The sequence below is a fragment of the Flavobacterium maritimum genome (genome assembly GCF_040049085.1).
Taxonomy (GTDB): Bacteria; Bacteroidota; Bacteroidia; order Flavobacteriales; family Flavobacteriaceae; genus Flavobacterium; species Flavobacterium maritimum.
The window spans coordinates 336,603-361,481 of sequence record NZ_JBDLZY010000005.1; the positions used below are offsets into that span (position 1 = coordinate 336,603).

General features: G+C 33.9%; 19 protein-coding genes. 12 read left to right on the plus strand and 7 right to left on the minus strand.

All coding sequences use genetic code 11. From position 1 onward, the window contains the following. Positions 1-28: 28 nt before the first annotated feature. The 6 genes from ABEB23_RS12750 (at position 29) to ABEB23_RS12775 (ending at position 6,291) form a co-directional block, all read left to right on the plus strand. Positions 29-763, plus strand: coding sequence for a type III pantothenate kinase (locus ABEB23_RS12750; protein WP_348812984.1), 735 nt, complete (start codon positions 29-31; stop codon positions 761-763). After that, positions 756-2,009 carry a BamG family beta-barrel-assembly machinery protein gene (gene bamG / locus ABEB23_RS12755; RefSeq protein ID WP_348812985.1) on the plus strand — a complete coding sequence of 418 codons (1,254 nt, stop codon included), beginning with the start codon at positions 756-758 and terminating at the stop codon, positions 2,007-2,009. Before ABEB23_RS12750 ends, bamG begins: the two co-directional genes overlap by 8 nt. 43 nt (positions 2,010-2,052) lie before the next feature. Further along, positions 2,053-2,607 carry an LPS export ABC transporter periplasmic protein LptC gene (gene lptC, locus ABEB23_RS12760; protein ID WP_348812986.1) on the plus strand — a complete coding sequence of 185 codons (555 nt, stop codon included), beginning with the start codon at positions 2,053-2,055 and terminating at the stop codon, positions 2,605-2,607. Between the two features lie 17 nt (positions 2,608-2,624). After that, a complete protein-coding gene (locus ABEB23_RS12765; RefSeq protein ID WP_348812987.1) occupies positions 2,625-2,819 on the plus strand; it encodes a hypothetical protein in 195 nt (64 codons plus the stop codon). A 3-nt stretch (positions 2,820-2,822) separates the two neighbouring features. Next, on the plus strand, positions 2,823-4,082 hold the full coding sequence (locus ABEB23_RS12770; RefSeq protein WP_348812988.1) for a hemolysin family protein: 1,260 nt from the start codon (positions 2,823-2,825) through the stop codon (positions 4,080-4,082). A 109-nt stretch (positions 4,083-4,191) separates the two neighbouring features. Beyond that, positions 4,192-6,291 (plus strand): peptidylprolyl isomerase, encoded by a 2,100-nt coding sequence (locus ABEB23_RS12775; protein WP_348812989.1) that lies wholly within the window; start codon positions 4,192-4,194, stop codon positions 6,289-6,291. A 121-nt stretch (positions 6,292-6,412) separates the two neighbouring features. Here ABEB23_RS12775 and ABEB23_RS12780 read toward each other — a convergent pair whose 3' ends face one another. Beyond that, a complete protein-coding gene (locus ABEB23_RS12780) occupies positions 6,413-7,327 on the minus strand; it encodes a GYDIA family GHMP kinase (protein ID WP_348812990.1) in 915 nt (304 codons plus the stop codon). Between the two features lie 101 nt (positions 7,328-7,428). Beyond that, on the minus strand, positions 7,429-8,745 hold the full coding sequence (locus ABEB23_RS12785; protein WP_348812991.1) for a hydroxymethylglutaryl-CoA reductase, degradative: 1,317 nt from the start codon (positions 8,743-8,745) through the stop codon (positions 7,429-7,431). A 177-nt stretch (positions 8,746-8,922) separates the two neighbouring features. Here ABEB23_RS12785 and ABEB23_RS12790 point away from each other — a divergent pair, with 177 nt between their 5' ends. The 5 genes from ABEB23_RS12790 (at position 8,923) to ABEB23_RS12810 (ending at position 16,589) form a co-directional block, all read left to right on the plus strand. Further along, positions 8,923-11,091, plus strand: coding sequence for a S9 family peptidase (locus ABEB23_RS12790; protein WP_348812992.1), 2,169 nt, complete (start codon positions 8,923-8,925; stop codon positions 11,089-11,091). Positions 11,092-11,125: 34 nt separating this feature from the next. Next, on the plus strand, positions 11,126-12,802 hold the full coding sequence (locus ABEB23_RS12795; protein ID WP_348812993.1) for a peptide MFS transporter: 1,677 nt from the start codon (positions 11,126-11,128) through the stop codon (positions 12,800-12,802). 121 nt (positions 12,803-12,923) lie between these two features. After that, complete coding sequence (locus ABEB23_RS12800) at positions 12,924-14,576, plus strand: peptide MFS transporter (protein ID WP_348812994.1); 1,653 nt, start codon at positions 12,924-12,926, stop codon at positions 14,574-14,576. After that, positions 14,576-16,078, plus strand: coding sequence for a peptide MFS transporter (locus ABEB23_RS12805; protein ID WP_348812995.1), 1,503 nt, complete (start codon positions 14,576-14,578; stop codon positions 16,076-16,078). The genes ABEB23_RS12800 and ABEB23_RS12805 overlap by 1 nt, the downstream gene beginning before the upstream one ends. Before the next feature lie 49 nt (positions 16,079-16,127). Continuing rightward, positions 16,128-16,589 carry a thioredoxin family protein gene (locus tag ABEB23_RS12810; RefSeq protein WP_348812996.1) on the plus strand — a complete coding sequence of 154 codons (462 nt, stop codon included), beginning with the start codon at positions 16,128-16,130 and terminating at the stop codon, positions 16,587-16,589. A 2-nt stretch (positions 16,590-16,591) separates the two neighbouring features. On the opposite strand, the gene ABEB23_RS12815 is transcribed toward ABEB23_RS12810, so the two are convergent. The 4 genes from ABEB23_RS12815 to surE form a co-directional block, all read right to left on the minus strand. Beyond that, complete coding sequence (locus ABEB23_RS12815; RefSeq protein ID WP_348812997.1) at positions 16,592-18,628, minus strand: ComEC/Rec2 family competence protein; 2,037 nt, start codon at positions 18,626-18,628, stop codon at positions 16,592-16,594. A 100-nt stretch (positions 18,629-18,728) separates the two neighbouring features. Then, entirely contained in the window at positions 18,729-19,841 is a 1,113-nt protein-coding gene (gene lpxB / locus ABEB23_RS12820) for a lipid-A-disaccharide synthase (RefSeq protein ID WP_348812998.1), read from the minus strand. 63 nt (positions 19,842-19,904) lie between these two features. Then, positions 19,905-20,177, minus strand: coding sequence for a hypothetical protein (locus tag ABEB23_RS12825; protein WP_348812999.1), 273 nt, complete (start codon positions 20,175-20,177; stop codon positions 19,905-19,907). Beyond that, on the minus strand, positions 20,170-20,949 hold the full coding sequence (gene surE / locus ABEB23_RS12830; protein ID WP_348813000.1) for a 5'/3'-nucleotidase SurE: 780 nt from the start codon (positions 20,947-20,949) through the stop codon (positions 20,170-20,172). The genes ABEB23_RS12825 and surE overlap by 8 nt, the downstream gene beginning before the upstream one ends. 212 nt (positions 20,950-21,161) lie before the next feature. Here surE and ABEB23_RS12835 point away from each other — a divergent pair, with 212 nt between their 5' ends. Then, on the plus strand, positions 21,162-23,441 hold the full coding sequence (locus ABEB23_RS12835; protein ID WP_348813001.1) for a carboxy terminal-processing peptidase: 2,280 nt from the start codon (positions 21,162-21,164) through the stop codon (positions 23,439-23,441). 319 nt (positions 23,442-23,760) lie between these two features. Here the strand turns inward: ABEB23_RS12835 and ABEB23_RS12840 are convergent, their stop codons facing one another. Continuing rightward, positions 23,761-24,552, minus strand: coding sequence for a hypothetical protein (locus ABEB23_RS12840; RefSeq protein ID WP_348813002.1), 792 nt, complete (start codon positions 24,550-24,552; stop codon positions 23,761-23,763). Positions 24,553-24,879: the final 327 nt, after the last annotated feature.

A 24,879-nucleotide genomic window follows, 5' to 3' on the forward strand; every position in this document is an offset into this window, starting at 1 on the left:
GTACCTTCGTGCCGACAAATGAAAAATTATGATTCTAACTGTTGATGTAGGGAATACCAGGATTAAAGGTGCTGTTTTTGAGGATAATGTCCTATTGGAGGACTTTGTTTTTATGAAAACTGAGCACGAAAAAAACATTCAAAATATTTTAAAAAAATATAAAAAAGTAACTCATTTGGTTGTTGCTTCTGTCGGATATCTCGAAAAAGACTCGTTTTTGCACTATAATAATAGCTTGAAAGTTCATTTTGTATCACACATAGATCCTTTTCCTTTTATAAATCATTATGCAACTCCACAAACTTTAGGGATCGATCGTATGGTATTGGCAGCCGGTGCAACTATTCAGTTTCCAAAACAAAACAGGTTGGTGATTGATGTTGGGACTTGTGTTACCTATGACTTTATAGATGAAAATGATGTTTATCTCGGAGGCGCCATTGCTCCTGGACTGAGGCTTCGTTACGAATCATTACATAATTATACAGCTAAGCTTCCTTTGCTCGCATCCAAAAGCCCAGATAGTTTTATTGGAAAATCTACAGCGGAGTCAATTCATTCCGGAGTGGTAAATGGTTTCGTCTATGAGATTGACGGTTTTATCGATGAATATAAGGCACACTATTCAAATTTTATAATAATTTTAACGGGTGGGGACACAGAATTTTTGGCTAAACGATTAAAAAATACCATATTTGCCAATTCAAATTTCCTTCTCGAGAGTTTGAACCAAACATTTCAATATAAAATCAAAAATGATTAAAAAAATTATAATAAGCGCTTGTTTGCTTTTTTCATTCATGTCTTTTGCACAACAAGGAACCGCTTCTCCTTACTCTTTTTTTGGAATTGGTGACATCAGATACAAAGGAACGGCTGATATTCGTTCTATGGCAGGAGTCGCAATTGAGCAGGACAGTATTCATATTAATTTAGATAATCCGGCCAGTTTTTCAAATTTAAAGCTTACAACTTTTGCAGTTGGAGGAGGGTATAGTTTAATAAAATTGAAAACAGATAGTGAAAAAGCAAATACTAACAGAGCGACTCTTGATTATTTAGCAGTTGGTATACCTACAGGCGGTAGATTAGGATTTGGTTTCGGATTAATTCCGTATTCTTCTGTTGGGTATCAAATAGAGTCTTTGTCGGCTGATCCAAGTGAGAACAACAATCGGTTTGATGGGACCGGTGGTTTGAATAAAGCGTTTTTTGGATTAGGATATAAGATAATGTCAGGACTAAGCATCGGTGCTGATGTAAATTATAATTTTGGAAAAATTCAGACCAATAGTTTGGAATTTATTACCGGTGTTCCGGTTGGGACCCAAGAAATTAATGATGTCCATTTGTCGGGAGTTAATTTTAACACCGGATTAATGTATCAGACTAAAATAAATAATAAGTGGACCTTTTATAGTAGTTTGGCCTATACAATAGAAAGTACTTTAAAATCAGAAAACACAAGAAATATTTCGACTGTAATTTATAATAGTAATTATAATTTGACTGTTGTAGACACAACCGATGATTTTGTAATAAAAACAGATTTACAAATGCCTGGTAAATTTACCTTTGGTGCAGGATTAGGAGAGTCCAAAAAATGGCTTTTAGGTGCTCAGATAACGATGAAAGATGCGGGAACTCTGGCTAATAACTATAATGAAATGGATAATGTTTCTTATGTGAAATCCAGAAGATACAGTATAGGGGGTTATTACATTCCTAAGTACAATTCGTTTTCTGGTTTTGCAAAAAGAATCGTTTACAGAGGAGGTTTTAAGTACGAAAAAACCGGATTGGTTGTTAATTCTGAAGATATAAATGACGTAGGTGTTACATTGGGAGCGGGAATGCCAATATCAGGGTCTTTTTCTAATATAAATATTGGTTTTGAATTTGGAAAAAAAGGAACTACATCCTCAAATCTTGTTCAGGAAAATTACGCTACAATTAGCGTAGGGATGTCCTTGAATGACAGATGGTTTGAAAAAAGAAAATTCAATTAATATAAAGATTAGCATATATAATCACGCATCATTTTGTTAAGATATGGCTTTTCTGAAAAAAAATATAGTATTTCCAATTGTCACGGTTTTGGCCGTGACACTCTTTTTTGGATGTGAAAGCAATTTCAAAGAAGTTCAAAAGATTAACTTTTCAGATTTTGTTCCCAGTAGTGACGCTGATGCGGTTAATTTAAAATATACCGATTCAGGTAGAATTACAGTTGTTTTGATAAGTCCAAAAATGCTGGATTTTGCCAGTGTTGATTTTCCTTTTACCGAATTCCCTAAAGGAATTGACGTTACATTGTATGATAAAAAAGGAAAGAGAACATTTATAAAATCAAACTACGCGGTATCTTATAAGCAAACCGGTATCATAGATTTGCAGGGAAAAGTTAAGATAACCTCAGATGTTGGGCAGGTTTTGGAGACGGAACAATTGTATTTCGATCAAAAAAACGAATGGTTTTTTACCGAAAGAAGATTTAAATTTACTGATCCCAAAGGAGCTTCAAACGGGCAGGGAATAGATTTTAGCAAAGATTTTAAAGTTGTCAATTCACAAAAAATAACCGGTGAGGTCCAGTCCGCCGAATAATTAAAATAAACACAAGCATGAGTTACCTTAAATTTACCCCTTATATTTATCTTGTTTTTGGAATCTATCTAATATATGATGGATTTACAAAGTTTAATGATCCTAATGAAAATCCATGGTTTAGTTTTGTCTTTGCAGGACTGGCAGTTTTTATGTTTTTCTTCAGAATGAAATTTACTAAAAAATTTGAAGACAGAAACAAAAGGTCGTAATTAATGGAAATAAGTATCATAATATTGTGTCTAATACTATGTGCCTTTTTTTCGGGAATGGAAATAGCTTTCATTTCTTCCAATAAAATTTATCTTGAAATCGAAAAAAAACAAGATAATTTTATTTCCAAAATACTTACTAAACTTACTGAAAAACCTTCTCAGTTTATTGTGGCCATGCTTATCGGCAACAATATAGCTTTGGTTGTTTATGGTTTTTTTATGGGTGAATTGCTGATGGGCTGGGTAGATGCTTTGGGATATCATTTTCTCGGAATGGTTAATTTGCTGGTTCAAACGGTTCTTTCCACATTGATCGTTTTAATAACGGCGGAGTTCTTACCGAAGGTTTTTTTTCAAATCTATGCTAATACGCTATTGAAGTTTTTTGCACTTCCAGCGTATTTTTTTTATAAGTTATTCTACTTTTTTTCTACCTTTTTTATTTGGGTTTCCGATTTTGTGTTGAGAAAATTTTTCAAAACGCAAGGAGACCAAGTGCAGTTGTACTTTAGTAAAGTAGAATTAGGGAATTACATCACGGAACAAATGAGTACTGTCGAAGATAGCGAAGAAATAGATTCTGAAATACAAATTTTTCAAAATGCGTTAGAGTTTTCAGGTGTAAAAGCCAGAGATGTGATGACACCAAGAACAGAAATTGCGGCTGTAGATATATACGATTCTGTGACGGAATTAAAAGAACTGTTTATAGATACCGGCTATTCTAAAATAGTAGTTTGTCAAAATTCATTAGACGACATAATAGGATATGTACATTCCTTTGATTTATTTAAAAAACCAAAAAGTATCAAAGAAGTTATGATTTCGGTTGAATTTGTACCGGAGGCTATTTATATTAAGGATGTGATGAATCTGTTAACTAAAAAAAGAAAAAGTGTTGCTGTCGTTTTGGATGAATATGGTGGTACTTCTGGAATCATCACGATGGAGGACATTGTAGAAGAACTCTTTGGTGAAATTGAAGATGAACATGATGCAGAGGAGGAACTAATTGAAAAAGAAATAGAAGAGGGAGTGTATCTTTTTTCAACCCGATTAGATGTAGAGTACTTAAATCAGACGTATAAACTGAATATTCCTGAAGATGATTCATACGGAACACTGGGTGGTTTTATAGTAGATTATACAAAAGATATTCCTCAAAAAGGAGACCTTATAACCATAGGAATCTATCATTTTGTTATTGAAGAAGCTACAAATAAGAAAATAGAATTGGTTAAAATGACTGTGCGGGAGTAATTTTTTTTAGAAAATTAAAATTTCTTGTAAAATAAAACGCTACTAGTATTATTATTAATTAGATAATTGTATTTTCGCAAACTGAATATAAAAATTAACAACAATAAAAATGGCAGTTTTAGCAAAAATTAGACAACGTTCCGCTTTATTGATAGCAGCTATTGCACTTGCATTATTTGCATTTATAGTACAAGATCTTATCGGTAAAGGTGGCTTTGGTCAAAACACAAAAGATGTAGGAAGTATCGATGGAAAAGATATTTCATTTGAAGACTTTAGAATTAAAGTTAGCAATGTTGAAAAAAGCGGTCAGGGAATTTCTTCCACAGAAGCTGCAAACAGAGTTTGGGACCAAGAAGTTTCTATTGCTCTATTGACATCTGAATTTGATAAATTAGGATTGAGAGTAGGTGAAAAACACATAATTGAAGTTTTCAAAGCTGACCAAAATATAGGTAAAAATCCAATGTTCTTGAACGCTGCCGGTATGTTTGATTTAGCAAAATTCAAAGAATATTTCAAATCAAATCCAGAGCAGGCTCAATATCTTGTTGACAGAGAGAAAGACGCTGAACTAAATGCTAAATTTCAAATTTACAACAACCTTATCAAAGCGGGAATTTATACAACTGAAAGTGAAGGGAAATTGAAATATGAAATGGAGTCTAATAAAGTAGAGTTCGCTTATGTTGCTGGTTTATATTCTACAATTAAAGACAGTGAAGTAAAAGTTACTGACGATGAGATTGTAGAGTACATGAAGAAAAATGAGAAAAAATACAAAGCTGATGAATCTCGTGAAGTGGAGTATGTTTTAATTGAAGATAAAGCTTCGACTGAAGATGAAAATGAAGTTAAAGCTAAAATAACTGCATTGTTATCTGGTAGTGTTGTATACAATCAGGCAACTGGTAAAAACGATACTTTACCTGGTTTTAGAACTGCTGCCAATACAATTGACTTTGTGAATTCAAATTCAGATGTTCCTTATGATTCTTCTTATGTTGCCAAAAAAGATTTACCTGCTATCGATGCAGATAAATTGTATAATTTAGCTCCAGGTGAAGTTTATGGTCCTTACAGATTTGGTAACTACTACTGTCTTTCAAAATCTTTAGGTAGAAAAACTGGTGTGAATGCAAAAGCTAGTCATATCTTAATTAGTTATGAAGGAACACAAGTGCCTAATAAAAAAGAGGTAAGAACAAAAGAGGAAGCTAAAGTTAAAGCGGAAGCAATTTTAGCTCAAGTAATTGCGAATCCAGATAGTTTCATGATGTTAGCATTTACTGCTTCTGATGATTCTTCTGCACAACAAGGTGGTGATTTAGGTTATTTTGGTCCAAACCAAATGGTAAAACCTTTTAATGACTTTGTGTTTAATAATGGAATTGGGAAAGTTGGTTTAGTTGAAACTACTTTCGGTTATCATATTATCAAAATTACTGATAAGCAAGACGGTATTCGTTTGGCTACGGTAGCACAAAAAGTAGAAGCTTCTGAAGCTACTTCTGATAAATTGTTTACTCAAGCAACCAAATTTGAAATGGAAGCTGCAGATAAAGACTTTGGTAAATTAGCTCAAGAAATGAAATTGACTGTTGCTGCTCCAGTTAATGTAAAAGCAATGGACGAAGCTTTTGGAGCTTTAGGAAGCCAAAGATCAATTGTAAGATGGGCATTCGAAGATGATACTAAAGTTGGTGATGTTAAGAGATTTGAGGTGGCTAATTTAGGTCACGTTATAGCAAAAGTTAAAAAGGTAGATAACTCAGGATTAGTAGCTGTTACTTTAGTAAGACCTTATGTTGAGCCAATTCTTAAAAACAAGAAAAAAGCTGAGTTGATCAAAGCAAAAATGACAGGAACTTCATTAGAAGCGATTGCTAAAGCTACAGGTTCAACAGTGCAACAAGTTTCAGGCGTAACTATGGAGAATCCGGTTTTAGCTGGAGGAGTAGGACAAGAGCCTAAAGTAGTTGGAAATGCATTTGCATTAGCTGCTAATAAATTATCAGCTCCAATTGAAGGAAACACTGGAGTTTATGTTGTTAAAAACATCAGTACTGTAAAAGCACCAGCTTTAAAAAGCCACGCTCCTTATATTACAAAATTGAAAGCGCAAAGTGGTTCTGATGCAAACAGAGTTGTTCCTGCATTGAAAGCTAACGCTAAAATTGAAGACAATAGAAGATTATTCAACTACTAGACTTTTGTTTAGAATAGTTTAAAAATAAAAACCCGATACATTTTAAATGTATCGGGTTTTTATTTAATCAGAAGTTAACTTGAAGAAGAAATAGGCTTCATCAAATAAGGCAAGCATAACTTTATAATATCATTTCGCTATAAGGGATTATGGTTTCATATCCTTTTGCGTTAAAATAGACGGTTGGGTTTTCTTTTGAGATTACCAAAACAAAATCACCTCCCCATGCCCCAAGGCTTTTTACAATACCTTTAAAATCTGGAAATAAGGCTTCCTTCACAGTTTTCATCTGAAGAATATTGCTCATGGCTACTTCATGTTTCTCTATCGCTAAAGCAAATGCTTTTAGTGTTTCTGCTGCAACGACAGACTGAGTTATGGCATTGTTCGTGATGATGTTTTTTTCCAGATGATTGTTCTTGTTATTGTAGTAGGAAGCGATGGCTACTTTGCTGCTCTGTTTTTGGTTTAGGTAAACAAAATATAAATTTTCTGTAAAGTCAGGATTAAAACTTACTTCTTCAACTTTCGCATTTCCTTCCTCTATGGAATACAAAATAGGAGAGTCGTTTTGTGCACAGGCAATGTCGTAACCACTGCCTCCAAAACTGTTTTTAAGAAGGATGAACGCATTAATTTGCAACCATTGTGCAATATTGTTTATTAAAGTGGAAGAGGTGCCCAAACCCCAGTTTTTAGGAAAGCTCAGTTCAGTAGTAACGATGTATCCTTCAGCATGATTTATGAAGTCTGGATTTAAGAGATAAGCTTCATGTAAAATTGTTGTCAATGTGGTTTTAACCGTTTCAATTTCGGAATTTATTTTGCTTGAAATTTCAGAAAATGAGATCGTTTCTTCAAACCAGATACTGCCGTCAAAATCATAACTTTTCCATTGAATCTCTTGGTTGCTTCCTTTTTGTACAATTAGGTTTTGTCCAAATTTTGTTGGCAATGCAAAAGCTTTGGCGCCATCTAATACCAAATATTCGCCTGTGATTAAAAGTTTTCCGTTACTGTAAAATGTCTGTTTCATGTATTCTTTTTTAGCCCCGATGGAAACGGCATCCTTTTGTTCTGGAGTTCAGAACAAAAGATAGAGTGTACAGCGGGATTAAGCTCCTAATGAATAGGGTGTTATTTTCTTAAATTTTCGATATAGTCCACCACGGCACTGTGTGAAACTACATGGTGTTTAAAATGTTTGCGAATTACGATGCGTTCCTCTTCATTGGCTTCAAATTGGTTCAGAATGTTGTTGAGATGCATTTTCATGTGCCCATCTTGAATTCCGGTTGTAGTCAGAGAACGCAGTGCAGCAAAGTTTTGTGCTAATCCTGCAACAGCAACAATTTTCATAAGCTCCTTTGCAGAAGGTTTTTCGAGCATTTCTAACGAAAGTTTTACCAGTGGATGTAAAGAAGTCAAACCGCCAACCGTTCCCAGAGCTAAAGGGATTTCGAGCCAAAAAGTAAAAATATCATTCTCTATTTTGGCATGGGAAAGACTGGAATATTGTCCGTTTCGTGAGGCATAAGCATGAATACCGGCTTCAACGGCACGGAAATCATTTCCTGTAGCCAAAACAACAGCATCTACACCATTCATGATTCCTTTATTATGGGTAACAGCGCGGAAAGGCTCAATTTCTGCGATTTGAACCGCTTGAACAAATCGTTCCGCAAACTCTTGTGGATTTTGAATGTGCTTTTCTTCTAAATCGGCTATCGGGCAGGAAACTTCAGCGCGGACAAGACAATTTGGAACATAATTAGAAAGAATGCTCATCACGACTTGAATGTCTTTTTCAGTCTCTGAAAATAATTCGTGGGATTGTGCTTCTTCTTTTAATGTCTTGGCAAATTGTTCCAAACACGAATTGATAAAGTTGGCACCCATACTGTCCTTCGTTTCAAAAGTAGCATGCAGTTGAAAGTAATTTGGAATTAAATCTGTTTTGTCTTTTAGGATAATATCGAGGATTCCACCACCACGTTTTTGCATGTTCTTGGTGATGTTTTCTGTATTTGTAAAAAACTTGACTTTAGTTTCGTTGAAAAAGCTGTTCAATTTTGAAGAATCGCCTTTGAAAATAAAGTGAACCTGACCAATCTTTTCGGTATCGATAACAGTTGCTTTGAAACCACCACGAGTGGACCAGAATTTTGCTGATTTTGCGGCTGCGGCAACAACAGAACTTTCTTCAATCGCCATAGGAATGGTACTGTTTTTTCCGTTGATTAAGAAGTTTGGAGCCACTCCAAGAGGGATATAGAAATTAGATATCGTGTTTTCGATAAATTCATCATGTAATTTCTGTAGATTTTCGTCAGAATTCCAATACTTTTTCAGTAGTTCTATGGCTTCCTGTGGATTAGTAAAATATTCTTTGGCAATCCAGTTTATTTTTTCTTCTTTGGATAATTTAGAAAATCCGGCAACGACTTTATTCATTCTCAATTAATTATAGGATAATTTTTTGCAAAGATACGGTTTAGCTGTTTTGGTTTTACCATAGAATATTCAATAAATATTTTTGTCGGATATTGTTTTTAACATTTAACACATCGAATGTGAAATAATTGTAAATTTTTCACTAAAATTGACGGTTTTTAAATTTAAATCAATCTTATGAATTCGAACAGGTTAACGACCTTACTTTTATTCTTGTGTTTTACTGTTTTTGGGCAACAAAAGATCACTGTAGAAGAGATTTTTAATGGCGCTTTTCGTGCCAAAGCAATGGATGAATTGCAGTCCTTAAAAAATACTAACCAATACACTGTATTAAATCTTGATTATAAAACCGGAAGTATGCAAATCGATTTATATGATTTTGCAACGCTAAAAAAGACGGCTACTTTAATTGATACAAAGGATCATAAAGAGTTGCCTAAAATAAGTAGTTACACTTTCGATTCTTCAGAGAAAATGATCTTGTTGGCTTGTAATTCTAATAAGATTTTCCGTCATTCATTTACAGCCGATTATTATTTGTATGATATTGCAACGAAGCAATTGACAAAATTGTTTGATTTTCAAATACAACAACCAACTTTTTCGCCGGACGGAAAAAAGATTGCTTATGCCAAAGAAAATAATCTTTATGTTTATGATCTGGCCACAAAAAAATCAACTCCAATTACAACAGACGGGAAGAGAAACAGTGTAATCAATGGAATTACTGACTGGGTTTATGAAGAGGAATTTGCTTTTGTGAAGGCATTCGATTGGAGTAAAGACAGTAAAAAAGTGGCTTACATTCGTTTTGACGAAACAAAAGTTCCTGAGTTTTCGATGTCGATGTTCCACAAAGAATTGTATCCTACAATCCGGACATTTAAGTATCCGAAAGCGGGTGAAAAAAATTCAGTAGTGTCTTTACATATTTATGATGTTAATACTACTGGTACCAAAGAAGTAAATTTAGGTAATTATTCGGATTTTTATATTGCCAGAATGCAATGGACAAATGATGCTAATGTTTTATCTGCCCAAGTATTGAACCGCCATCAAGATAATTTAGATTTATTGTTTATCGATGGTAATTCAGGAACTGCCAAAGTAGTTTTGAATGAAAAAGACAAAGCTTATGTTGATATAACGGATAATTTGACTTTCTTAAAAGATAATAGTTTTATTTGGACCAGTGAGAAAGGTGGTTTTAATCATATTTATCTATATGACAAAACGGGTAAACTCAAAAATCAAGTGACCAAAGGAAATTGGGAAGTGACTTCTTATTATGGTTTTGACGAAAAAACCAATACCATTTTTTATCAATCTACAGAAAACGGATCTATCAACAGAGATATTTACCGAATAAATTTAAATGGTAAAAGCAAGTTACGTTTGTCTCAAAATACGGGGACTAATGTCGCTACTTTAAGCCCAAACTTTCAATATTACATCAACAACTTCTCTAGCGCTTCACAACCAACAACCTATACGTTGAACGAAGCAAAATCAGGAAAACAAATTCAGGTTATTGAAAATAACGAAGGATTAGCTTCTAAACTAAAAGGCTATAATTTACCTTCAAAAGAATTTTTTGTTTTAAAAACGGAAAAAGGAAATGAATTGAATGCCTGGATGATCAAACCAAATGATTTTGACCCCGCCAAAAAGTATCCGGTTTTTATGTACCAATATTCGGGTCCGGGATCACAACAAGTGAACAATGACTGGAACAGTTCTGATGATTATTGGTTTATGATGTTAGCGCAGCAAGGCTATATCGTTGCTTGTGTTGACGGTCGTGGAACAGGTTTTAAAGGAGCTGATTTCAAGAAAGTAACCCAAAAAGAATTAGGGAAATACGAAGTGGAAGATCAAATTGATGCTGCCAAAGTAATAGGAAACTATACATTTGTGGATAAATCAAGAATGGGTATGTTTGGTTGGAGTTATGGAGGATTTATGGCTTCGAACTGTATCTTGAAAGGAAACGACGTTTTTAAAATGGCAATTGCTGTGGCACCAGTAACCAATTGGCGTTTTTATGACAGCGTGTATACGGAGAGATATATGCAGACACCACAAGAAAACCCGAGTGGGTATGATGAAAATTCACCAATAAACCATGTGGATAAATTGAAAGGAAAGTTTCTTTTAATTCATGGTTCAGGGGATGATAATGTACACGTACAGAATTCGATGCAAATGATGGAGGCCTTAATTCAGGCTAATAAACAATTTGATTCTCAAATTTATCCTGATAAAGACCACGGAATTCGAGGAGGAAAAACCAGAATACAATTGTATACTAAAATGACTAATTTTATCAAAGAAAATTTATAATTCAACCTTTATACCATAATCAAAAATAAATAACATGACAGAAGCTCAAGTAAAAACAGCACATCCAAAAGGACTTTGGGTATTGTTTGGAACAGAAATGTGGGAACGATTCAATTTCTATGGAATGCGGGCAATTTTAACATTATTCATGGTGAATTCTTTAATGATGAAAGAAGCAGACGCTTCGCTTATCTACGGAGGTTTCTTAGGTTTGTGTTATTTAACGCCAATGTTGGGAGGATTTATTGCTGATAGATTCTTCGGAAATAGAAACTGTATTCTCTTGGGTGGTTTAATGATGGCAATAGGACAATTTTTGTTGTTTTTTAGCGCCAGTATTTTCGGTTCAAACCTTTCTTTAGCCAATACTTTACTTTGGTCGGCTTTGGGAATCATTATTTTTGGTAATGGGTTTTTCAAGCCAAATATTTCTTCAATGGTGGGGAGTTTATACCCAAAACAAGAAAAAAGTAAATTAGATACTGCATTTACAATTTTTTACATGGGGATTAACCTAGGAGCTTTTTTGGGTCAGTTGATATGTCCAATTATTGGAGATGTTAAAGATGCGGGTGGTATTAGAGATATTCATGCTTTTAAATGGGGATTTTTGGCAGCATCCATCGCTATGTTAGTGGGAACCCTGATCTTTTACTTTTTGAAAGATAAATATGTGGTAACACCGGAAGGAAGACCTATTGGTGGATTGCCATCTAAAAATGAAGCTTCAGATTTTGAAGAGGGAGAATCTCAAAAAGCTGTATTTTCTTCTGTCGCTTTAATCGGAGCCGTTTTTGCTTTTGTTGGATTTGGATTTTTATTCCATTTTGCTTTCGGTCAAAACGTTATTTATTCTGTTATTTACGCCAGTGGACTTGCATTAGCGGGTTTAATTATTTCGGACTCTTCCTTAACCAAAATTGAAAGAGATAGAATTTTGGTTATTTATATTGTAGCTTTCTTTGTGATTTTCTTCTGGGCAGCTTTCGAGCAAGCAGGTTCTTCTTTAACTTTTATTGCAGATAATCAAACGGACAGAAATTTCTTTGGATGGCAAATGCCTCCTTCAATGGTTCAAATTTTTAACGGGCTATTCGTTGTCATTTTTGCGGTTCCTTTTAGTATGTTGTGGGATAAATTAAGAGCTAACGGAAGAGAACCAATTTCGCCAATGAAACAAGCTTTTGGTTTGGCTTTAATCGCAATAAGTTATTTTATCATTGCACATAATGTAAAAGATTTGGGTAACAATGGTTTGTTGGCTATCCAATGGTTAATCTTGTTGTACTTAATCCAAACGGCAGCTGAACTATGCTTGTCACCAATCGGTTTGTCTTTAGTGGGGAAATTATCACCAAAAAGATTTTCTTCTTTGTTGTATGGTGTTTTCTTTTTATCGAATGCAGCAGGTTATGCTTTAGCGGGAACATTAGGTTCAATTTTACCGGCTACTGGAGATAAATTTAATAAAGCGAAAGAATTAGGAATCGATTTGCAGGCAGTTTTAGATAAAAAAGTGACCCTTTCAGCGGACCAATTGGCTTTATTGGATAAGAATCAAATCAGTCCTAGCAATCCGATTTTTGTTGGATTTGAAATTCATAATCTTTTCGAATTCTTTATGGTATTCGTTATATTGACGGGACTTGCGGCAGTAATCTTGTTTGCACTTACTCCAAAATTGAAAAAAATGATGCATGGTGTCAACTAAATGAAAATACACTGTTTTTAATACCTACTTGGATTACTAAGTAGGTATTTTAATTTAAATTTTTTACTTATTTCAATAGTGAATATTGAAATCGATTTACAAATCATTTAAGAATTGTACTATGAACAGCAAACACCCAAAGGGATTAGCCTTTCTTTTTTTTACCGAAATGTGGGAACGTTTTGGTTATTATCTTATTATTGGAATTTTTGTCCTTTATATGATAGATCCGGCCGCTACTGGTGGATTGGCTTTTTCGGATAAAAATGCCGATGATATTTTTGGAACTTATATAGCTCTAACGTATTTGACTCCTTTTTTGGGAGGGTACTTAGCCGATCGATTTTTAGGATATTTTAAAGCCATTTATTTGGGTGGATTTTTAATGGCGTTGGGTTACATCGGGTTGAGTTTCCATGATGTGACTTTTTTTTATATTTCCATGGGACTTATCATCATAGGTAACGGATTTTTTAAGCCTAGTATTTCAACTTTAGTTGGGAATTTATATTCTACGGAGGAGTATAAAGCTAACAAAGATGCGGGATACAATATTTTCTATATGGGAATCAATCTCGGTGCTTTTGCTTGTAATATCATCGCTGCTTTTATGCGAAACCAATACGGATGGGGTGCTGCTTTTTTTACAGCAGGAATTGGAATGTTATTAGGCTTAGTTATTTTCTCTATCGGACGTAAACATTTAGATAGTGCCAATGTGATGAAACCAGTTCAAGAAGGAGATATTTCTTTAAGCCGAATCTTAGGAGTAGTTTTTTTACCAGCTATTATTTGCGGCGCGGTTGGATGGTTAATTCCTGGAACTATTTTTAAAAGTGATTCTACGGATGCCTTTATTTTTGCTTGTGTCCCAGTGATTATTTTCTACATCAGTTTGTATGTAAAAGCCAATAAAGAAGACAAACGGCCGCTAGGCGCTTTGCTGGCTATTTTTGCAGTAGGGATGTTGTTTTGGGCTGTTTTTAAACAAAATGGAACGGCATTGACTCGTTGGGCAAATTATTATACGGATAGACAAGTTACAGGAACAACTGAAAAAGCATTGTCTTCCATCTATTTAGTAGAAGAGAAAGATTTTGCTACTAAAGAAGTTCAAAAATACGATGCGCAATTTAAGGCCGAAAAAGATGCCAATAATGAGCCAGTAAAAGTTCAAGGTAAAGATGTTTATTTTACTAATGTTTCGGCTGAACAGCGAGCTGAACTGGAAAGCAATTCCAATCAAAAAGTATCATTAATCAATACCGAACTGTTTCAATCTATTAATCCGGGCTGGATTATTATTTTGACGCCCTTTGTGGTGGGCTTTTTTGCCTTTATGCGAAAAAAAGGAAAAGAACCGAGTACGCCTTCTAAAATTGTTTTAGGTTTGTTCATCTCCTCATTATCGTGTTTGGTGATGGTACTTGCGGTTTATTTTGGAAGTAATGGTGCTGTAAAAGTTTCGCCTTGGTGGCTTGTAGGAACTTATGGTGTAATTACCATTGGGGAACTATGTTTGTCACCAATGGGACTTTCTATTGTGTCCAAATTAAGTCCGCCGCGTTTAACTGCTTTGATGATGGGAGGCTTCTTTTTATCGATTTCTATTGGTAATAAACTTTCTGGTGTTTTGGCAAGTATGTGGTATGATTATGAGAACAAAGCTAATTTTTTCCTTGTAAATGCTTTATTGTTGCTTTTTGCAACTGTTTTGGGTTTACTAATTTTGAAACAGTTGAATGCAGTAATGAAAGAAAAAGGTATAAGCTAATGACAAGTATAGAACAGATTCAGGATTTTAAAGGCAAGTTTCCAAAACAATTGTGGTACTTGTTTTTCAGCGAAATGTGGGAGCGGTTTTGTTTCTATGGAATGCGTGGGATGTTAGTGATTTTTATGGTTGGTCAATTAGGAATGAATGAAAGAGTAGCCAACTTACAATATGGAGCTACACAAGCATGGGTTTACGCTTTTACTTTCATTGGAGGACTTTTTGCGGATAAAATTCTTGGCTTGAGAAAATCACTTTTTTGGGGTGGTATCCTAATGATAATCGGAAGTATTATTCTTGCTGTTGATCCTAAAGGCTTGTTTTTTACAGGCATTGGTTTTACGATTGTCGGGACAGGTTTTTTTAAACCAAATATTTCTTCAATGGTTGGCCAACTTTATAAAGAAGGTGATCCTAGAAGAGATGCTGGTTTTTCTTTCTTTTATATGGGCGTAAATCTTGGAGCATTTTTAGGGGGCTACATCTGTATAGCTGTAGCAGAAGGCTCTATGTGGAAATCGCTGGTGCCTGAACATCTTCGTTGGAATGTTGGTTTTGGATTTGCGGCAATTGTTATGATTGTTAGTTTATTGACTTTTACCCAGACTCAAAAGACCTTAGCCACAATCGGACTTTCTCCACTGAAGGAAATTGAAACTTCTAAAAGGAAACTATACGAAAGACTAACATATATTGGCTCGTTATTGATTATTCCCATTATTATTGTGATGGTGGCGAATACAGTTTATACGGACTATTTTATGATGTTTATTGGTCCTGCATCTATTTTGTATTTGTTTTATGAAATGAAAAACTTTTCATTAGCAGAGAATAAAAAATTATTAGCAGCTTTGACATTTATTATTTTTTCAATTTTCTTTTGGGCTTTCTTTGAACAAAGTGGTGGTTCATTAAGTTTATTTGCTGCCAACAACCTAAACAATACTATTTATGGATTAGAATTAAGTCCAAATGGGGTGAATAATTCTGCCAATTCATTGTTTGTAATCGGTTTTGCGGGAATTGTTGGTCTAGTTTGGTTGTGGATGGCTAAAAGAAAAATTGAACCCAATACAGTAGTGAAATTTGGATTGGCCTTTTTGTTTTTAGCGGGTGGTTTTTGGATTTTTTATTATTCAAAATTCTTTGCTGGGGAAGATGGAAAAACTTCTTTAGGATTATTCACTTTTGGATGGTTCATAATCACTTTTGGAGAATTGTGTTTGTCGCCGATCGGAATGAGTGCAATGACAAAACTGTCGCCTCACAAAACGCAAGCGGTAATCATGGGGATGTGGTTTTTGGCTAGTGCTTACGGTCAGTATTTTGCTGGGATTTTAGGGGCTAATATTGCCGAAGCTTCTGAAAATGCTTCCAATTTAGAGAAGCTTAACGTTTATGCTGACGGGTATTATCAGTTGGGTATTTATGCTTTAGTAGCAGGTGTAATTCTGATATTAATTTCTCCTTTAATAAAAAAACTAATGCAAGAAGTAAAATAATTAGTACTTTAGGCATTAATTTTGTGGAAATTCAGATAAACTAAAAAAAATGAAAAAGATATTTATAACTCTATTTTTCTTGACTGTTTCTTTTGCGGTTGAGGCCCAAGAATTGGTTTGGGAGACCAATGTCAATAAAGCAATGGAAGTTTCCAATAAAACCAAAAAACCAATGTTGTTGTTTTTTACTGGCAGCGACTGGTGTGGATGGTGTATCAGATTGCAAAAAGAAGTACTTAAAACTCCTGAGTTTGCCAAATGGGCTAAGGAAAATGTTGTATTGGTTGAGTTGGATTATCCAAGAAGAACACCACAAACTCCAGAAATAAAAAAACAAAATAATGAGTTGCAACAAGCTTTTGGGATACAAGGTTTCCCAACGATTTATTTTGCAAATGCGACTACCAAAGACGGGAAAGTTAATTTTCAAGGACTGGGAAATACGGGCTATGTGGCTGGAGGGCCAAGCGCCTGGCTTGCTGTAGCAGACGGAATTCTGAAAAAGAAGTAAGATTAGTTTAATTTATAGAATCCCTTTTCGCCAGTTGCGTGAAAAGGGATTTTTTGTTTACTGCAGCTACTTTCCCAAAGTTTCTGAATTGTTTTATAATTAGAAGCATCTGCAAGAACGATTTTTGGGCTCATACTTTGGAGTAGTCGCTCTAAATTAACTTTTGGGTTTTGTGTAAGGATTAAAATGTCAGGATTCCAATTTTTTGGATAAATCCCTAAGCTATCCAGAATAAGGATTTTATTCCCTTTGAAGAACATAAGATTCTGAACTTTTTTAGTGTCTTTTAAAGTGCTGGCATTACCCACTAGATAAGAGTTTAGGACACTGTTTTTAGATGAAGTTTTCAGGAGATCATCAGTACTGTAAAGGATGACATCTTTTCCTGTTCGTTCTGTAATCAGCGTATTTTTTTTAGAATTAAATAAAACCCACTCTTGTTGGTTGTTCGTGTCCCAGTCATTTTTTAGTAACATAACTTGCAAAATTATAAGTGATGTTAGGGTTGAAACCAACCTTTTGTAGCTTGGTTTTTTAAGCCAAAGTATCGTTGCCAGTATTAATAGGTAGCTGCTTAGTAGTACAGATGAATTAAAAGGAATGTCAGTTATTATAAATTCCTCTATTGAGGCAATCCCACCGATTATTTTATTCAGGTAGTAAATACTCCATTCCAATAGTTTGGATAATAATATTGGAATACAATCAAAAGCTGCCAATAGCATTACTAAAACACCTATAACCATAATAATTCCCATCAAAGGGATAATAATTAAATTGGTTATAAAAAATAAACCAGGAAATTGATGAAAGTAGAACAGACTCAAGGGGAAAGTGCCTATTTGTGCTGCAAAAGAAACGGTGAGGAGATCCCAAATGTATTTTGTGACTTTGTGTTTTGGTGTCCAAGAAGAGGCTAAAAGAGGTTGGAACCAGATGATGAAAAATAATGCTATATAACTCAATTGAAAACCTACATCAAATAAAAACGAAGGCTGAACGAGTAAAATGAGTAATATCGAGACCAGCAAAGTATGATAAATGTTAACACTTCTTCGTAAATGATGACCAATAGCCACGAATGAAAACATGGTGACAGAACGAACGACAGAAGGTGCTAGTCCAGCCATTATTCCGAAGAGAGTTAAGGAGATTAAAATGATAATTAACTTGAAAAAAGATCCTTTTCTGTTGTTAGGAAATGGTTTGAGAATGAAAGTTATGAAGATCAAAATAAACCCAATATGCAAACCCGATACGGATAGAATATGCACCGCACCTGCATATTGATAATCTTTAATGATTTCTGGGGAAATATCTTGTTGTTGTCCCAAAATTAGGGCTATGGCTACATTAAGGTCCATTTTGTTGAAGTCGTTTTTTTCTAAATTGGAAATAATTGTTGTTCTTAAATGGGAAGTGTAGTACCAAATATTCTTTTCAACTTTATCACTGATACTAATTTCGCGGGCGTCGGCATACAGTTGGGCATAGATTTGTTTGTTTTCAAGGTATTTGGCGTAATCGAATTGGTTTGGGTTTTTTGGAGCGTTGTTTTTATATAAAATACTTTTAATTTGTAAACGAGTCCCTATCTGGAAACTGTGATTTAAGCTGTCTTTTCTTATGTTGAATAGAACTCTACCGGTACGTTTAGAAGTATCTACTTGGCGGATAATCGCGATGTAGCGGTCGTTAAAATCAGTGCTTTTTAATTTTTCTCTGATTGTAAGAGATATTAAATGAGGTTTCTCAAAAATACCATTATAATGGATATAATTGGTTTTCTGGTAGGAGCCTGTGTGGATGATTAATGTGTTTATACCAATTGTAAAAGCAAGGAAATAAACAGTTATACCAAAATAAATTGTCCGATTGATTTCTTTTCTCAACCAAAAATAAACAATACAAAAAATACTTAGTGAAATAGTAAGTAAAACAAAAGCAAATTCAGGCTTGAGTCTTATATAAGAAGCTAGAAGAATGCCGGCGATAAAGCAGATCGTAATTCTGGCTAAAGGAAATTGTAGTACTTTCATTTTACTAAAGTACTACAATTTGTAGGAAATAACCGTAATTTAAAAGCAAAAATTATTAAGAGAAATCATTTGTACTTTTGGGATGATTGATAATTTAAAACTACTGTAAATCCGATACAATGAGTTTTGCTGTTTTTTCACTGGCGCCAATGCCTCCCAATTTTTCTTCCAGCAAGTCGTAATTATGCAGAATGGTTTTACGATGATCAGGCTCCAGTATTTTTTTTAATTCTTCACGAATGCGTTTTGGATTGCAATCATCTTGGATTAATTCAGTAACCACCTCTTCATCCATAATGAGGTTAACCAGAGAAATGTATTTTAGGGTAATTATTCGTTTTGCAATTTGATAAGAAATCCAATTTCCTTTGTAGCATACAACTTCTGGTACTTTAAAAAGAGCCGTTTCGAGTGTGGCTGTGCCCGAAGTGACTAATGCGGCGGTTGCGTTGCGTAATAAATTATAAGTTTTATTCGAGATGAATTTTATATTTTCATTAGAAATAAAACGTTCGTAAAAAGAAAAGTCCTGACTTGGTGCCCCGGCAATTACAAATTGATAATCCGGAAAATCATTAACAACGCTCAACATAACAGATAACATTTTGGTGATTTCCTGTTTTCGACTACCAGGCAAAATGGCAATAATAGGTTTGTCGTTTAGTTGGTTTTCTTTTCGGAAAACAGCCGCATCAATAGTTGGTTGATTATAAATAGCATCAATTAACGGATGACCAACAAATGCGACAGGATAATGATGTTTGTCCTCATAAAAATTTTTCTCGAATGGAAGGATCACATACATTTTGTCAACATCACGTTTGATATCTGTAATTCGGCTTTCTTTCCAAGCCCATATTTGTGGAGAAATATAGTAATGTGTTTTCATTCCCAATTCCTTGGCCCATTTTGCTATACGCATGTTAAAACCGGGATAATCAATGAAAATAAGCACATCAGGTTGAAATTCAAGAATGTCTTTTTTGCATATTTTGATATTATTCAAAATGGTTTTTAAATTAAAAACAACCTCGATAAATCCCATAAAAGCTAGTTCTCGGTAATGTTTTACCAAAGTACCGCCTACATTTTGCATTAAGTCGCCGCCCCAAAATCGGATATCGGCCTTAGGATCTTCTTTAAACAAAGCTTTCATCAAGTTTGATCCGTGCAAATCACCCGAAGCTTCTCCCGCAATAATGTAGTATTTCATGTTTTTTTCTTTAGAACCTTTTCATTGACGTTTAATCTGACAAAGGTATAAATAATAGATTTCTTAAATAAACAAAGTGATAGCAGCAAGAGTAATAACTGCCAAAACGACGCCTCTTGCCATAAGTTCTTTGTTTAGTTTTAATAAAACGGCAAAAATAATCAGGTCAAGTATGGAGCCCAAGGTTATTATTTTGCCCAAATTGCCTTGTGATTTGATAATTTCTATTCCTGTTACAAAATCATAGTCAGTAAAAAAAGTTACAAAAATAAAACTACCCAAAAGAGAAGTTATAATTCCAATAATAAAACCCCACAGTAAATCTATTTTATTCATTCCATTTCCAATTATTAAGTTGTTGCATGCTATGATAGGCTGTTAAATCAAATTGAACAGGTACAACTGAGATGTAGCCGTTGTCTAACGCCCATTCGTCAGTATCTTCTCCTTTATCCTGGTTGACAAATTCGCCGGCTAGCCAGTAATAATCTTTTCCTTGCGGTGTTTTTCGTTTATCAAATTTTTCCATCCACATTGCTTTAGCTTGTCGACAGACTTTTATCCCCTTGATATTTTCTTTTTTTAATTTCGGAAAATTCACATTTAAAATAACCCCTTCTGGTAATCCTTTTTCAACTACTTCTAAAGTGATTTTCCTTACAAATGATTTTATGGTTTCAAAATCTGCATTCCAGTCATAATCGGATAAGGAGAAACCTATGGCAGGAATCCCTTCAATGCCTGCTTCTACTGCCGCACTCATTGTTCCTGAATATATGACGTTGATGGATGAATTTGAACCGTGGTTAATTCCCGAAACACATAAGTCTGGTTTTCGTTTCAAGATTTCATTTACGGCCAATTTCACACAATCTACAGGTGTTCCTGAGCAACTGTATTCGGTAATGATGTCGTTGTCTTTTGAAATTTTATTCAAATACAAAGTGCTATTTATAGTGATGGCATGTCCCATAGCGCTTTGTGGTTTATCTGGGGCGACAACTACTACTTCTCCTATTTCTGACATGACAGCTATTAGTGCCCGAATTCCAGGTGCTTGAACTCCGTCATCATTGGTTACTAATATTAATGGGGTGTTTTTTTTCATTGTTTTTTTGCTTTCAAAAAAGGAAATATTAACTTACTGTTTAAGCAAATTTATTCGCTCAATATTGTAATTTACAAACAAAGAAAACAAAATTTATCAACTTGAAACATTAATATTAGGAGAAAAAGAACAATTTTATATCTTTAACAAAAAATTATGGGGGCCTTGCAAATGATGGCATAGTTTTTACCGTAACTTAGATTAAAAAATTGATGAATACTATTATTGATTATATGAAAAGAAATTATAAAATACTCCTTGTAATAGCATGCCTATCAGTAACCTTGTTGGCATTTAAGATTAATACAGGTAATGGGGATGAGACTAATCCTGATAAAGATAAATTACTTTTGGAGTTGCTGACTTTTGTAATTGAAAAAGGGCATTATAGCCCAGCAACAATTGATGATAATTTTTCAAAGGGTGTTTACAAAGATTATATTGAGGCTTTGGATCCATCAAAACGATTTTTCAGACAATCAGATATCGATGAATTTTCAAAATATGAAACTCAGTTGGATAATCAATTACTGAATAAGGATTTGACTTTTTTTGATTTAACTTACACAAGATTAATCAAAAGAATGGAAGAGAGTAAGGCTATTTACAAAGCTATTTTGAGCAAACCTTTTGATTATACTATTGACGAAAGTTTTAATACAGATTATGAAAATGCTCCCTATGCAAAAAGTACTGCCGAGTTAAATAACAGATGGCGCAAACAGATTAAATTGTCTACTCTTTCATCATTGATTGATCGTTTGGATATGCAGGAAAATAAAAAGAAGGGTACTGCTGGGCACATTGCAAATGATCCTATAAATCAACTTAAGCAAGGAGAAAAAATTGAGGAGAGTTATAATGAAAAGAGTAAAGTAGACTCCGCAGTTGACAGTGGGAAGCCAAAAACTTTTGAAGAATTAGAAAAAGAAACAAGAGAGAGTTCTATAAAATCTTTGGATGAGTATTTTGGGTTTATAAAAGATTTAGATAGGAGCGATTGGTTTTCAGTTTACATAAATTCAATTACCGCTCGTTTTGATCCTCATACAAATTATCTTGCTCCTGAAGAAAAAGAACGTTTTGATGTAAGTATTAGCGGAAAACTGGAAGGAATTGGAGCTCGTCTTCAAAAGAAAAATGATTTTACCGAGATTTCTGAACTTATTTCAGGAGGACCTGCTTGGAGAGGAAAACAATTGGAAGCGGGTGATTTGATAATGAAAGTGGCGCAAGGCAATCAACAACCGGTAGATGTGGTGGGAATGCGTTTGGATGATGTTGTTAAGAAGATTAAAGGACCTAAAGGAACCGAAGTTCGACTTACAGTAAAAAAAGTTGATGGAACCATTACAGTTATTTCTATAATAAGAGATATTGTAGAAATTGAGGAAACGTATGCTAAATCTAGTATTGTCAATAAAAACGGATTGAAGTATGGTGTGATTTATTTGCCAAAATTTTATATCGATTTTGAAAATAAGGATGGTAGAGATGCTGGGAAAGATATTGCACTTGAAGTAGATCGTTTGAAAAAAGCAGGAGTAAGCGGAATCGTTCTTGATGTTCGTGATGATGGAGGAGGATCGTTATCAACAGTAGTTGATATTGCAGGTTTGTTTATTGAAGAAGGACCAATTGTACAAATTAAATCTGCAGGAAGAAAGAAAGAAGTGTTGTATGATAAAGATCAGAAGATTGAATGGGATGGACCATTGGTAATTATGGTTAATAGTTTTTCTGCTTCTGCTTCAGAGATTTTGGCCGCTGCAATTCAAGATTATAAGAGAGGAATTATTATTGGAAGCAAGCAGACTTATGGAAAAGGGACTGTTCAAAATGTAATTGATTTGAATCAATTTGTGCGTAGTAGTTCTATGGGGGATTTAGGTGCTTTAAAAACAACAACGCAAAAATTTTACAGAATAAACGGTGGGTCGACACAACTGGAAGGTGTTAGCAGTGATGTAGTTATGCCAGATAGATATGCCTACTTGAAAATGGGAGAAAGAGATGTTGATAATGCTATGCCTTGGGATAAAATTGACCAAGCTCCTTACAGTATTTGGAAGAACAACAGTAATTTTAATCAGGCAATAATTAACAGTAAAAATAGAATTGCGCAAAATCAACAATTTCAACTGGTTGAAGATAATGCGAAATGGATAGATAGCCGAAGCAAAGAAAATGTTTATAGCTTGCATATTGAAAAATTCAAAATAGCTCAGAGTGAAATTGAAGAGAAAGCAAAAAAATATAAACCTATTCTTGATTATAAAAACTCCTTAAAGTTCACTTCTTTGCCTTACGAAAACGAAATGATGGCTAAAGATGCTACTTTAAAAGAAAAAAGAGATCGTTGGCATGAAGCATTGTCAAAAGATATTTATGTTGAAGAGGCTTTAAATGTATTGGATGACTTGCAATCAACAGTGGTTGTTAAAAAGAATGTTTCGAATAATTTGAAAAAAGAAAAATTAGTGAAATCATAGGAAACTCCATTTTTTTGATTGGAATAATAGCTAAAGTGCTCCAAAAATTCAATAAGAATTTTTGGAGCATTTTTAGTTTTAACTTTAGTTATTAGTTTGAAATTTGATAATCTGGAGAAAGTAGTTGTGAAAAGAGGGATCTAATATCTTTAATTTTTAATGGTTGAATTGTAAATTAGGCTTCCTGTTTAGTACTTTTTTTCTTGATTGGAATCATTAGCAATTGGAGGAATTTTGGTTGGATTTTGAGAAAGAAGGAAAAAATAAATTTTTTAAGATTTTTTCGTTGCTGCATCCAATAAGAAATATAATAGATTAATTAAAATCTATACCCAACTTGGATCAAATATCTAAATCCGAAATTAGTTGTATTTGTAGATCCTTTCTTTTTAAATTCTCCTTCATCAATAACACCACTATATCCAGGGAATTTTTCTTGTAAAGCCTCATTTAATTTATCAAAAAATAGTTCTTTGTCTTCATCTGATAAATTCGTGTCCAGCGTTGCTTCTAATTTATAATTGGCAACACCAGGGCCAATTAAAATCAAATCTATTGCGAGTCGTTTCCATAGAATGAATTGATATCCCAACTCAGCACCAATAGTATTTATAGTAAAATCAAGTTCTGAGTTTACCTTTCCATTATACCCAGAAGTTGCTAATGACCAAGTATGTTCTTTATTGAAATAATTGTAGGAATAAAACGGTCCAACATATACTCCTCTTGGAGCATTATATTTGTTTTCTTTAGAGAGATAAAAACGATAATCGGCTGAAATATGTAGTCCTTTTTCAGAACGAATGGTCTCCATTTCTAATTCATCAGTGTTGATTATGTTGAGGTCGGGGAGTGAGGCTTGACCAACATTGACACTGAAAGAACGGTTTTTACTTAGCACCCTTTCATAACCAAAAACCAATGATCTGTCACCAAAGATCATTGGATTCGTTAAATTGAAATGTATGGTGTTTTTAAATTCTCTTCCATTGTTTTTTACAGTATCAGCTGTTTGAGCTTTAGTAGAAAAACTAATCATTACAATAGCTATTGATGAAATGATACACACTATAGAATGGATCTTTTCTAAGTTGAGTTTTAAAGTTTCCATGATTTTATTTTAGTATAAGTTTATTTATGCTAATGTTTAGTTTATAATGGAGTTAGTAAATGGAATACAATATGAATTTTTGAGTGTTATCCAAGATGTTAATTTCTTGTAATTATGTCTATACGCATCTCCTTATTAGAATCAAAAGTTATAAGGAAGATGGTGGTTCCTTCAAATGTAATATTGGATTTAAGGGCTTAAATGCACATTAAAGTTACGTATTAATTTTTTCTTAGATGTGAAAATGGAGGAATTTAATAAAGAATTTTGATAATGAAAAGGGTGTTAAAATCGTCAATGATTTCAATAGCTTAATGTCTTTAATTT

What these genes read in the sequence shown, in the direction of transcription:
- ABEB23_RS12805 (WP_348812995.1), top strand. Translation starts at nt 14,576, where the DNA reads ATGACAAGTATAGAACAGATTCAGGATTTTAAAGGCAAGTTTCCAAAA.
- ABEB23_RS12775 (WP_348812989.1), top strand. Translation starts at nt 4,192, where the DNA reads ATGGCAGTTTTAGCAAAAATTAGACAACGTTCCGCTTTATTGATAGCA.
- ABEB23_RS12795 (WP_348812993.1), top strand. Translation starts at nt 11,126, where the DNA reads ATGACAGAAGCTCAAGTAAAAACAGCACATCCAAAAGGACTTTGGGTA.
- ABEB23_RS12770 (WP_348812988.1), top strand. Translation starts at nt 2,823, where the DNA reads ATGGAAATAAGTATCATAATATTGTGTCTAATACTATGTGCCTTTTTT.
- ABEB23_RS12785 (WP_348812991.1), bottom strand. Translation starts at nt 8,745, where the DNA reads ATGAATAAAGTCGTTGCCGGATTTTCTAAATTATCCAAAGAAGAAAAA.
- ABEB23_RS12815 (WP_348812997.1), bottom strand. Translation starts at nt 18,628, where the DNA reads ATGAAAGTACTACAATTTCCTTTAGCCAGAATTACGATCTGCTTTATC.
- ABEB23_RS12840 (WP_348813002.1), bottom strand. Translation starts at nt 24,552, where the DNA reads ATGGAAACTTTAAAACTCAACTTAGAAAAGATCCATTCTATAGTGTGT.
- ABEB23_RS12765 (WP_348812987.1), top strand. Translation starts at nt 2,625, where the DNA reads ATGAGTTACCTTAAATTTACCCCTTATATTTATCTTGTTTTTGGAATC.
- ABEB23_RS12835 (WP_348813001.1), top strand. Translation starts at nt 21,162, where the DNA reads ATGAATACTATTATTGATTATATGAAAAGAAATTATAAAATACTCCTT.
- ABEB23_RS12800 (WP_348812994.1), top strand. Translation starts at nt 12,924, where the DNA reads ATGAACAGCAAACACCCAAAGGGATTAGCCTTTCTTTTTTTTACCGAA.
- ABEB23_RS12790 (WP_348812992.1), top strand. Translation starts at nt 8,923, where the DNA reads ATGAATTCGAACAGGTTAACGACCTTACTTTTATTCTTGTGTTTTACT.
- ABEB23_RS12750 (WP_348812984.1), top strand. Translation starts at nt 29, where the DNA reads ATGATTCTAACTGTTGATGTAGGGAATACCAGGATTAAAGGTGCTGTT.
- lptC (WP_348812986.1), top strand. Translation starts at nt 2,053, where the DNA reads ATGGCTTTTCTGAAAAAAAATATAGTATTTCCAATTGTCACGGTTTTG.
- surE (WP_348813000.1), bottom strand. Translation starts at nt 20,949, where the DNA reads ATGAAAAAAAACACCCCATTAATATTAGTAACCAATGATGACGGAGTT.
- lpxB (WP_348812998.1), bottom strand. Translation starts at nt 19,841, where the DNA reads ATGAAATACTACATTATTGCGGGAGAAGCTTCGGGTGATTTGCACGGA.
- ABEB23_RS12780 (WP_348812990.1), bottom strand. Translation starts at nt 7,327, where the DNA reads ATGAAACAGACATTTTACAGTAACGGAAAACTTTTAATCACAGGCGAA.
- bamG (WP_348812985.1), top strand. Translation starts at nt 756, where the DNA reads ATGATTAAAAAAATTATAATAAGCGCTTGTTTGCTTTTTTCATTCATG.
- ABEB23_RS12810 (WP_348812996.1), top strand. Translation starts at nt 16,128, where the DNA reads ATGAAAAAGATATTTATAACTCTATTTTTCTTGACTGTTTCTTTTGCG.
- ABEB23_RS12825 (WP_348812999.1), bottom strand. Translation starts at nt 20,177, where the DNA reads ATGAATAAAATAGATTTACTGTGGGGTTTTATTATTGGAATTATAACT.